This is a genomic window from Nguyenibacter vanlangensis, from assembly GCF_038719015.1.
Lineage (GTDB): Bacteria > Pseudomonadota > Alphaproteobacteria > Acetobacterales > Acetobacteraceae > Gluconacetobacter > Gluconacetobacter vanlangensis.
This window is the reverse complement of sequence record NZ_CP152276.1, coordinates 1,447,644-1,457,893: the sequence shown is the minus strand read 5'-3', so window position 1 is coordinate 1,457,893 and position 10,250 is coordinate 1,447,644. Positions and strand designations below refer to the sequence as shown.

Annotated in this window: 10 protein-coding genes; all 10 read right to left on the bottom strand. The window is 70.4% G+C overall.

Annotation, left to right across the window (positions count from 1 at the left end; genetic code table 11):
* The gene (locus tag AAC691_RS06600; protein ID WP_342629410.1) at positions 1-381 is read right to left on the bottom strand and encodes a hypothetical protein; all 381 of its coding nucleotides are present in this window, start codon (positions 379-381) and stop codon (positions 1-3) included.
* The gene (locus tag AAC691_RS06595) at positions 378-1,463 is read right to left on the bottom strand and encodes a hypothetical protein (protein ID WP_342629409.1); all 1,086 of its coding nucleotides are present in this window, start codon (positions 1,461-1,463) and stop codon (positions 378-380) included. The genes AAC691_RS06600 and AAC691_RS06595 overlap by 4 nt, the downstream gene beginning before the upstream one ends.
* Positions 1,460-1,987, bottom strand: coding sequence for a cytochrome c (locus AAC691_RS06590; RefSeq protein WP_342629408.1), 528 nt, complete (start codon positions 1,985-1,987; stop codon positions 1,460-1,462). Before AAC691_RS06590 ends, AAC691_RS06595 begins: the two co-directional genes overlap by 4 nt.
* Entirely contained in the window at positions 1,984-2,562 is a 579-nt protein-coding gene (locus AAC691_RS06585; RefSeq protein ID WP_342629407.1) for a quinol:electron acceptor oxidoreductase subunit ActD, read from the bottom strand. The genes AAC691_RS06590 and AAC691_RS06585 overlap by 4 nt, the downstream gene beginning before the upstream one ends.
* Before the next feature lie 14 nt (positions 2,563-2,576).
* On the bottom strand, positions 2,577-3,923 hold the full coding sequence (gene nrfD / locus AAC691_RS06580) for an NrfD/PsrC family molybdoenzyme membrane anchor subunit (RefSeq protein ID WP_342629406.1): 1,347 nt from the start codon (positions 3,921-3,923) through the stop codon (positions 2,577-2,579).
* Positions 3,920-6,778 carry a 4Fe-4S dicluster domain-containing protein gene (locus tag AAC691_RS06575; protein WP_342629405.1) on the bottom strand — a complete coding sequence of 953 codons (2,859 nt, stop codon included), beginning with the start codon at positions 6,776-6,778 and terminating at the stop codon, positions 3,920-3,922. The genes nrfD and AAC691_RS06575 overlap by 4 nt, the downstream gene beginning before the upstream one ends.
* Before the next feature lie 45 nt (positions 6,779-6,823).
* On the bottom strand, positions 6,824-7,474 hold the full coding sequence (locus tag AAC691_RS06570) for a cytochrome c3 family protein (protein ID WP_342629404.1): 651 nt from the start codon (positions 7,472-7,474) through the stop codon (positions 6,824-6,826).
* Positions 7,475-7,636: 162 nt separating this feature from the next.
* Positions 7,637-9,004: a putative glycoside hydrolase gene (locus tag AAC691_RS06565; protein ID WP_342629403.1), complete on the bottom strand. Its 1,368-nt coding sequence runs from the start codon at positions 9,002-9,004 to the stop codon at positions 7,637-7,639.
* Entirely contained in the window at positions 9,001-9,876 is an 876-nt protein-coding gene (locus AAC691_RS06560) for a polysaccharide deacetylase family protein (protein ID WP_342629402.1), read from the bottom strand. Before AAC691_RS06560 ends, AAC691_RS06565 begins: the two co-directional genes overlap by 4 nt.
* 21 nt (positions 9,877-9,897) lie before the next feature.
* Positions 9,898-10,092, bottom strand: coding sequence for a hypothetical protein (locus AAC691_RS06555; RefSeq protein ID WP_176641171.1), 195 nt, complete (start codon positions 10,090-10,092; stop codon positions 9,898-9,900).
* Between the last annotated feature and the right edge of the window lie 158 nt (positions 10,093-10,250).

Below are 10,250 nucleotides of genomic sequence, written 5' to 3'. Positions count from 1 at the left end.
CTAGCGGCCGCCGGGCGGCGGGGCCGGCCAGTCGCCGATCCCCTGCCGCGCCAGCCGCGCCATCGCCGCGTCGATCGGCTGATGCACCAGCCCCGCGCCGCGATCGACCCAGTACAGCCCGTTCAGCGCCGCCAGGTCCCGCTGCCGGTCCCGCGCCATGTCCATGTCCGGCCGGGCCTGCAGGCGCGGCGCGGGCAGGACGGGCAGCGGCAGCATCGTGGCCTGGTCGCGCATCGCCGGCCCGAACAGCAGGATGCACGCCCCCGCCAGCCCCGCCAGCGTCAGCAGCGTGGCGCCCAGGCCCAGCGCCGCCGCGCGGAAGGAAATATCCGCCTCCTCGCGCCGCGCGGGCGGCAGGTCATGTTCGCCATAGCGGCTCATGCGCCGCCTCCCGCGCGGGTCGGGTGCGCCGGCGGCCGGTAATACAGCCACGCCAGCGCCGTCACCCCGCCGAAGGCCAGCAGGCATGCCGCATCCAGCCCGTCCGGCCGCCGCCCCAGCGCGGGCAGGACCAGCCACCAGACATGCAGCACGGTGGTGGCCGCGGTCAGGACGCAGATGCCCCGCAGCACGCGCGCCCGGCGCCGCGCCGCGGGCCAGATCAGCACGAAGAACGGCACCGCGAAGCGCAGCACCGCCAGGGCCACGCCCATCCCGGTCCAGAAGGGCGTCAGCCGGCGCAGATACCACCCGGCATCGCTGGCCAGGTTCGATTGCCAGACGACCAGCAACTGGCAGAAGGCCAGATAGGCCCACAGGACCGTCAGCGCCAGCAGCAGCCGGCCCAGATCGTCCCGCACCGCGCCGCCAATCCGCTCGGGCGAACTGGCGGTCGCGACCGACAGCGCCAGGATCGCGGCATCGGCGGCACACAGCATGCCATAGATGCCGGACGTGAAATCCTCCAGCGACATGGCCAGGTCGAACATCGCCAGGGTGAAGCTTACCGCCAGCACGAACAGCATCGGTCCGGCAAAGGACGCCACCGACGCCCCCGCGCGCAGCCGCCGCACGATCATCGCGGACAGCACGCTCCACAACAGGGCATAGGCCACCACCCGGGCCGAGAAGAAAGGCGCGTTCAGCCACAGGCCATTGCGCAGCGCCGCCCCCGCCTCCGCCCCTGCCTCGGGCCGCGCCCAGCGATAGAGCGGCGACAGGTTCAGCAGCAGCGGCACCAGCAGCGGCGGCAGCAGCAGCGGCAGCGCCGCCACCGCATCGCGCAGCGCGGGGCGCAGGGCATGCCCCCAGCGCCCGCCTGTCAGGGCATGGGTCAGCAGCAGCGCCATGCTGCCCAGCGACCACATGATCCACAGCAGCAGCGCGCCCAGCCACGCCCCGGCGAAATCGGCGGGATCCAGCAGCCAGCCCAGCAGCGCGCCGCTCCCGCCCAGCACCGCGCAGGCCAATGCGGGCCCGAGGATCGACGCGTCCGGACGGCGGGGCGGCGTCATCATCATCATGGCAGCCGGCTCCGCTCCCCGGGCGACAGATCGGCCAGCCGGGTGGCGCGGGCGGCCTGCAGCGCGCGGACATAGGCCGCGATCGCCCAGCGGTCGGCCGGCGGGATGCGCTGCGCGAAGCCGTACATCTTGCCCATCCCCTGGTTGCCCGTCCCCTGGTTGCCCGTGCCTTGGGCGATGACCGTGACATAGCGCTGCGTCGGGGCCCGGACGATGCGCGCGTCCGCCAGGTCGGGCGTGGGGGCGAAGCCCCGCTGGACGATCATGCCGCGCCCGTCGCCGGTCTCGCCATGGCACGGGGCGCAGAAGATGCGATAGCGCTGCTGCCCGCGCTGCAACAGCGCCAGGCTCAGCGGCGGCGCCTCTGGACGGCTCTCGAAAGCCACGACATGCGGCGGCACGGGCGGCGGGTCGCCCCGCGCGTCCGACCAGGGCAGGACCTTGCGCTGGTGGCGCATGTCGTCGCACCCGGCGGCGGGCAGCAGGCAGAGCACGGCCAGCAGAAGGCGCCGCCGATCTCTCATTCCCGGCGCTCCTCTCGCATACCGGCCTGTTGCGCATCGGCCGCGTATTCCTCGATGCTCGACGCGCCCTCCGCGCCCAGCAGGTCGGCGATCCGCGCGCCCGCCGCGTCGTCGGGGGCCGCGACCGCGACGAACCAGTGATCGATCATCGCCCGGCGGAAGGACGGGTTTTCGTCGACCGGGTCATACAGCCGCAACAGCCGTGCGGCGACCAGATAGCTCGCGAAACCGCTCAGCATGGCGCCCATGAAGCCGGCCTCCAGCGCGAAGGGAATATAGGCCGGCCAGAAGAAATGCGGCCGCCCGCCGATATCCAGCGGATACGCCGCCACCGTGGCATAGGATTGCAGGCCGAACGCGCCCAGCGCGCCGACCATCCCGCCCAGCAGCATGACGACCGGCAACCGCGACCCGCTCCCCATCCCGGCGCCCATCCCGGCGTCCGGCTCCGTCGGGCCGTACGACGAAGCGGGCGGAAAGCCCTGCGCGCCCAGCCGCGCCATGGCCGCATCGCGCTGCGCGGCGGTGGCGAAGCCGCCCAGGACATGACGGTGGACAGGATGTGTTGGCGCCATGGGCCCTGTCCCGCTCAGGCGCGCCGCGCGGGCAGCAGCGCGCGCATCTCGAACATGGAAATCGCCGGCACCACGCGGATGGTCAGCAGAAAGCCGGTGGCGAACAGCCCCACCGTGCCGGCGAACAGGGTCCAGTCCCACAGGGTCGGGTGGTAATAGCCCCACGAGGACGGCAGCGGCCCGATGCGCGGGATCTGGATGACGATGCCGTACCGTTCCAGCCACATCCCGACCACCGCGCCCAGCGAGACGACCAGCACGGTCGGGATCGTCCGCCGCGCCGCGCGCCACCAGTAAAGCTGCGGCAGCAGGCAGTTCAGCACGATGGTCGCCCAGTACACGCCGGAATCGAAGCCGAAGAGACGCTCGTGGAACATGCGCAGCTCGGTCGCGTCCTGCGCGTAATAGACCGTAAAGATCTCGACCAGATAGGCATAGCTGACGCACAGGCTGGCGGTCAGGGTCAGGCGGCACAGCACGTCGATATGGCGCGCGGTGATATAGGCGTGGAAACGCCAGATCCGCCGCAGCGGGATGACCAGCAGCAGCACGGCGGCAAAACCCGACAGCACCGCCCCGAAGACGAAGAAGGGCGGATAGAAGCTGGCATGCCAGCCCGCCGCCTCGCCGCCCGCGAAATCCAGCCCGACCACGCTGTGGACCGAACAGACCAGCGGCGCCATCACCGCGGCCATCACGGCATAGATGGCGCGGAAATGCCGCCATTGCCGGCCGTCGCCGCGAAAGCCCAGCGCCGCGATGCCATACAGGATCCGCGTCCGCCGCTCCGCGGCCCGGTCGCGCAAGGTCGCCAGGTCCGGCAGCAGCCCGAACAGCCAGAACAGCGCCGACGCGACGACATAGGTCAGGATGGCGATGAAGTCCCACATCAGCGGACTTTTGAAATTCGGCCACAGATCCATGGTGTTTGGATACGGGAACAGCCAGTAGAAATACCATGGCCGCCCCAGGTGCAGGATCGGATACAGCGCGGCGCACAGCGCGCTGAACAGGGTCATCGTCTCGGCGATGCGGTTGATCGCGGTGCGCCATTCCACCCGCACCAGAAAGAAGAACGCCGAAATGAACGTGCCGCCGCTGGCGATCCCGATCCACCAGACATAGGAAAGAATGTCGAAACCCCAGACATTGGGCCAGTTGTTCCCCCAGATCCGGATGCCCAGATAGAACAGCCGCCCCACCGCGACCGCCATTCCCGCCAGCAGGGCCAGCGCGGGCACGAAGGCCGCCCACCACCAGCGATAGGACGCGCCGCCCAGCGGCACGGCACAGACCGCGTCGGTCATCGTGGTCGCGGTCTGGCCCGGGGCCACCAGCGGCGCCTCGCCTGTGCCGGTCATGTGCCGATCTCCGGGTTGGGATTGCGGATTTGCGCCTCATAGGTCACCCGCGGCCGCGTGTTGTGCTCGGGCAGCAGCACGTAATCCAGCGGGCTGCGCTTGCGCCGCGCCACGTCGGATGCCGGGTCGTTCAGGTCGCCGAAGGTGAAGGCCCGGGTCGGGCAGGCGGCCTGGCAGGCGGTGGTGACCTGCTCGGGGGTGCCGTCGATATCGTGCGCGATCCGGGCCTGCGCGATCCGCTGGATGCAGAAGGTGCATTTCTCCATCACCCCCCGGGCGCGGACGGTCACGTCGGGATTGCGCGATTCCGCGGGGCGCGGTTCCGCGGCGGCATAGGCGCCGTAATTGAAGCGCCGCACGCGATAAGGGCAGTTATTGGAACAGAAGCGCGTGCCGGCGCAGCGATTATAGACCATGACGTTCAGGCCCTCCTGATCGTGCATGGTCGCGCCGAACGGGCAGACGACCTCGCACGGCGCCTGCTCGCACTGCATGCACAGCACCGGCTGCCGGCGGATGTCGGGCGCGTCCTCCGGCCCGTCGAAATAATGATCGATGCGCAGCCAGTGCATTTCGCGCTGATGCAGCACGGCATCCTTGCCGACCACCGGCACGTTGTTTTCCGCGCCGCAGGCGGCGACGCACGCATTGCAGCCGATGCAGGCATTCAGGTCGATGCTCATCCCCCAGGCGGTCTGCCCGCCGGGCGGCAGCCGGTACAGTTCGGGACCGACGGCGTCCCCTTTCAGGAAATCGGGACGGGCCAGGAATTCGGCCAGCGTGCCCTGGCGCGCGATGTCTCCGGGGCCGGCATCCATGATGTCGTGATGATCGGTGCTGGCGATCGCGACCTGCCGGCCGGTCGGGCGCAACGTGACGGCGGCGCCCTCGGCCGGGCGCAACGGATATGTGTCATAGCCGGCGTGGCGCCCAACCGTCCCCACCACATGGCGGCCCGCGCCGAACTGCGCGACCACGATTCCCGCCGCCTGGCCCGGCACGATCCAGACCGGCAGGCGCATGGTCCGGCCGCCGGCCGCGATCTCGACCTCCGCCCCGTTCACCAGGCCCAGCGCCCGCGCCGTGGCGGGGGCGATCAGCAGCGGATTGTCCCAGACCAGCCTGGTCGCCGGGCGGGGCAGTTCCTGCAGCCACGGATTATTGGCGAACCGCCCGTCCCACAGATGCGGGTCGGGGCGGCAGGCCAGGCGCGGCCCATCCGGGGCGGCAGGCGGCAGGACGGGCGGCAGGGGCGGCGCCAGGTCGCGCAAGGGCAGGCGCAGCGGCGTATCCAGCGGGGCATGGGCCGTCCCGCCCACCACCCCCAGCGCCAGCGCGTCGCGCCACGCCGCATCGTCCAGCCGATCCCGCCAGGTCAGGCGGCAGGCGTCGTAGGACCCCGGAGAGCCAGCGCCCTCCGGTTCCGCCAGCGCGTCCAGGATGGCCGGCGCGCTGACGGCGCCGAACAGCGGCAGCGCCTGCGGCTGCATGATCGTGGCGGTGCCATCGAAGGCCCGCGCATCGCCCCAGCATTCGAAATCATGGGCCAGCGGCACGGACCACCGCGCCAGGGCGGATGTCTCGTCCGGCGCGCGGGCCAGGGCGACGGTCAGGTCCACCCGCGCCATCGCGTCGGCGAAGCCGGGCAGCGTAAAGGCCGGGTTGCTGTCCAGGACCAGCAGCGCCTCCACCCGGCCGGCCTGCATGTCGTCCAGCAGTTCGGCCATGTCGGACGCCATGTCCACGCTGCGATAGGCGGTCGGGTCGATCAGGTCGAAGGTACGGCCCCGTCCGCCCAGCGCCTCGTTGACCGCCAGGACCAGCGCATGGTCCTCGGGCGCCAGGGAAGGGCCGGCATGCAGCAGCGCCGCCCCCCGATGGGCCTGCAGGTCGCGGATCAGCGGCGCCAGCCAGCGCGGCGCGTCCGACGGCAAGGCCGCGCCCTGCAGGATCGCCGCCCCGATCATGCCCAGCAGGCGCCGCAACGCGTCCGGCGCGGCGGGGAAACGGTGATCGGCGACGGCGCCGATCAGGGTCGGCGTCGGCTCGATGGCGTACAGGCGGCTCATCCGCGCCGTCCGTGCCGGGTTGCGCCGTCCGGCCAGGTCGCGCGCATGGCGGACATGGCCCGGCGCCGACCCGATCAGGTCGCTGTCCAGCGCCAGGATCACGTCGGCGCGGGCCGGATAGGGCAGCAGGTCGACCGGCCGGCCATAGGCGCGCACCGCACCCGCATCGGCATTCGCGCGCCAGGCCGGCTCCCATTGATGCCACCGCGCCCCGGGCCACCGGGTGACCGCCCGGTCGATCAGCCGCCCCAGGGTCGGCGAGGTCACGCGTCCCGTCACCAGCCGCAGCCCCGCCCCCTGGCGCGCCTGCAGCCGGTCGCGCAACGCCGCCAGCTCGGCCCGCAGCGCCGCCGCGCCGGCCGGCCTGCCGCGGTACAGCAGGCCGGCCGCCCGGTCCGGGTCGTAGAAATCCAGCAGGCTGGCCTGGGCCCACGGGTCGGTGGCCCCCAGGCTGGCCGGGTGATGCGGATTGCCCTCGATCTTGATCGGCCGGCCGGTGGTGTGGCGCACGACGATGCCCAGCGCGTCGCCGCCCAGCACATGGGCGCTGGCATAATGGTCCGGCCGCCCCGGCACGATCCCCGCCGGCGCGCGCACGGCAGGAAACAGGGATTCGCCCTGGCCGCATCCCGCCAGCCCATCCAGCATCAGTGATGCCGCCACGGCCTGCATCACTTGCCGCCGTCCCAGCCTGTGATCGGCCGGCCCGTCCAGCAGCCTGTGCCAGCGGCCGCGACAGGCATCGGCAACGCTGCGTGCGGCGTCCATGCCGGCAATCTCATCCATGCGGGCCTCGCTGTTCCGTGCCCTCGCTGTTCCGTGACCGGACATTTAGCGATGACAGATCGAACATTCGGTCAGGTTGCGCCCCCCGATCCCGTAGCGCGCCATCAGCGCGGCCGGCGGCGGGGTCGACGGGCCGCGCACCCATTCCGTATCGAAGATCGCATCGGCGGGGCGTAAGTTCGGCCCGGGGTTGCGATGACATGCCAGGCAGAACGCCATGGTCAGGCTATATTGCTTGTACATCAGCGGCATGGTGGCCACCGCCCCATGGCAGGACGCGCAGCCCACGCCCTTGGCGACGTGGATCGCATGGTTGAAATAGACATAATCCGGCAGGTCGGTGATCCGCCGCCAGGCGATCGGGTGGTTTTCGGCCAGGCTGCGGCGCACCGGCGCCAGCAGGGCGGCATTGGTCCAGATCTGCGAATGGCAGGTCATGCAGGTATAGGTGGGCGGCATCCCCGCGTCCGACGAGATCTCGACCGTGCTGTGGCAGAACCGGCAATCGATCCCCAGGCCTGCGACGTGATGCTGGTGGCTGAACGGCACCGGCTGGTCGCGATCGAACCCCACGCCGCGCGCATAATGCGTGCGCGGCCATGCCAGCCACCATCCCACGCCGCCCGCCAGCAGCAGCGCGACCGCAATCACGCCGATCCGGGCGTAAAGATTGCTGACGGGGCTGAACAGCGCCATGGCCGGCCATTCCGGATCAGCGCCGGAGGGCGGGCAGGGGCGGGATCGGCGGCATGCGCACCTCCACTGCTGGGCCGCGTTCCGCGGCCGGCCGGACAACGTCCGTTTCGTCCCTCGGGTTTCTGGACGATGCCGGCCGGGGTGATCGGCCGCCGGGTCGGACTAACGCCCCGCCGCGATGACGGGCATGGGCGCGGTCGCGGACATGGACGCGCTCGCGGGCAGCGCGTCATAGACATTGCGCGGATTCCACACCATCCATCCATCGGACCCGAAATCGGTCGCGGCCCGGATCTGTGCTGCGATCTCGTCCGGTCCGAACGGAATGCGGTCGAATGCGTAATCCCGAAACGCCTGCAGCCACGGGCGGAAGCGTTTCGGCGAAATATCCAGGCGCCGCCGTGCCATCTCCAGACTGCGATAGACGATCTCATAGGGATGGCGCGTCGGCGCGCCGACGCCGGGAATGCCGAAGGTAAAGCCCGACGGGTAGAGCATGGGCGACAGGTAATCGACCAGGGGCGCCATGCGTTCCAGTTGCTGCCCGATGCCGGTATCGTCCCGGTTCCACGCGACATAGCCGAAAATCGTGGTGGCCAGATAGACGTTATAGGGCAGAAGCTGCCGGCGCGCCTCGGCCAGGAACGCCGTGACGGCGGCGACGCGGCCGGCCTGGCTGGCCGCGCCCAAAAAGCGGCTGCGCGCGGCCTCGTCGGGAAAACGGATGTAATCGAATTGGATTTCGTCAAACCCGGCCTGCGCGGCCTCGATCGCGACCGCGATGTTGTACTGGCGCACCGCGGGCTGGGACGGATCGGTCCAGGCCATGCCCTGCCGGTCGTGAAACAGGCGGCCATCGGGCAGGCGCACCGCAAGGTCCGGCCGGGCCGAGGCCAGCGGCAGGTCCTTGAAGACGACGATCCGCGCGATGGCATACAGGTTCCGGGCATGCAGCATGCGCACCAGGGCACCCAGGTCGGGAATGGTCGTCATCCGGCGCGCCCCGTCGGCGATCGCCAGGGGAATGCGGCTGGGATAGGGGACCAGGCCGCGATCGCCCTTGACGTCGATGACCAGTGCGTTCAGCCCGGACTGCCCGATCAGCGCCAGCGCCCGGTTCCGCAACGCGGCCGAACCGATGCCGTAGCTGGACAGATACAGCGCCTTCGGCACGAAGGGGGTCAGAGCCATCGTCCCATCGGGCGGCAGAGCGGCGATGTCGGCCGTGCCGGCGCGATAGCCGGGGGCGCGGATGAAGGCCCGCCCGTCCGTCCGAGCAATCACGCCGCGCCCCGAAACATCGGTCTCCAGCACCTGGTCATCCGGCACCTGGCCACCCAGCACGATGCGCGCGCCCGCGACGGGGCGGCCGGTCGCGGCATCGACGACATGCAGCGTCACGGCCGCCGCCCGGCCGCCCGGCGCCGGCGGCAACCCCCAGGCCAGGCTGCCAAAGACCGGGGCAAAGACCGGGGCAAGAACCAGGGCAAGGACCAGGGCAGGCCGGCGGAAATGGCGCATGTCGCTCATGGCGCCGCCCGCTCCGGCGTTGTGGTCAGCCGGGTGGTCAGCCGGGCGGCAGGCGGATGCTCCGCGATGGCGCCTGGCATGGAGATATCCGACATCGGGATACGGGGAATATCCATCGGATCGACGCCCGGACGCGCGGCCCCGCCGCCATAGCCGAAGGCCGCGCGATAGCCGGCGCGCCGCGCCGCCGCGCACAGTTCGGGATCGGCGATGCCGAACGGCCAGGCCAGCATGTCGATCGGCACCGCCAGATGCTGCGCTAGGACCGATTTCGATCGTGCCAGTTGATCCGCGATGAAGGTGCGATAGGCATCTGGCGCCAGGCGCGCGCGTTCCACGCGGAAATTCGGATGCCAATAGGTATGGGACTGCACCGACACCAGGCCCGATCGCAGCATCTCGGCCAGTTGCGCCCAGGTCAGCGCATAGGACGCCCGGGAAATGGCCGAGGGATAGAGGAACAGGGTCACCGGAACATGCCGGCGCAGGATGATCGGATAAAGCTGCGTATAGACCGATACATGGCCGTCATCGGCCGTGATCGCGGCGACGGGGCCGTCGGAGGCTGCGATGTCCTGCAGGATATCGACGGCCTGCCGCAGCGGCACGATGCGGTACCGATGCGCGGCAAGCCAGTCCAGTTGCCGTTCGAATGCGGCAATGGTGACGGTCGTCGGGCCGCGCCGCACGGGATCGAAGCGATGATAGACCAGGATCGGAATGGCGCCGGTGCCGATCGTCTCCGCCATGCAGGACGGCGCGGTGCAGGAGAGCGCGGCCGCCACCATCAGCAGGGTCGCCAGCACATGCGGGCCGGCGCGAAGGATGCCCGGCCGACCCGCATACCGCCAATATCCCGTGCGCAGCATCATGCCGTCGGGTGGCTCCACACGTCAGCAAAGGGGTTTGGGGGTCTCTTCGATCAGGTATTCGGACGCTTCCAGCACCGCGTTCCAATAGGCCGTCAATTCCGCGTCATCGGCCTCCATCGCCTCATCCCGCCTGGTCCGCGCGACGCCGGCGGCCTGATCGCCATGGCGCTCCACCAGTTCCATCGCCGCCGCGGGAACCGGCTTCAGACGTAACATCTTCCTTCTCCATGCATCTGAATCGGGCCTGCATCTGGGAGTACGTGATCATGGTTCAATCAACGGCGCGCGAACGTGATGCAGGCACGGGGCGGAACGCGTTCCGCCCCGCCTTCCGAAAATTCCTTTCCGGCCCATCTTCTGATCATTCTCCGAAC